This window comes from Staphylococcus gallinarum (assembly GCF_000875895.1).
GTDB classification, from domain to species: domain Bacteria; phylum Bacillota; class Bacilli; order Staphylococcales; family Staphylococcaceae; genus Staphylococcus; species Staphylococcus gallinarum.
Map to the genome: position 1 here is coordinate 1 of NZ_JXCF01000251.1, position 241 is coordinate 241.

The 241-nt window shown below is 52.7% G+C and carries 1 rRNA gene; it reads left to right on the forward strand.

Features of this window, described 5'->3' with window-relative positions:
- A 16S ribosomal RNA gene (locus SH09_RS14335) occupies window positions 1–241 on the forward strand; the annotation flags it as partial.

A 241-nucleotide genomic window follows, 5' to 3' on the forward strand; every position in this document is an offset into this window, starting at 1 on the left:
ACTCCGGGAAACCGGGGCTAATGCCGGATAACATATAGAACCGCATGGTTCTATAGTGAAAGATGGTTTTGCTATCACTTATAGATGGACCCGCGCCGTATTAGCTAGTTGGTAAGGTAACGGCTTACCAAGGCGACGATACGTAGCCGACCTGAGAGGGTGATCGGCCACACTGGAACTGAGACACGGTCCAGACTCCTACGGGAGGCAGCAGTAGGGAATCTTCCGCAATGGGCGAAAG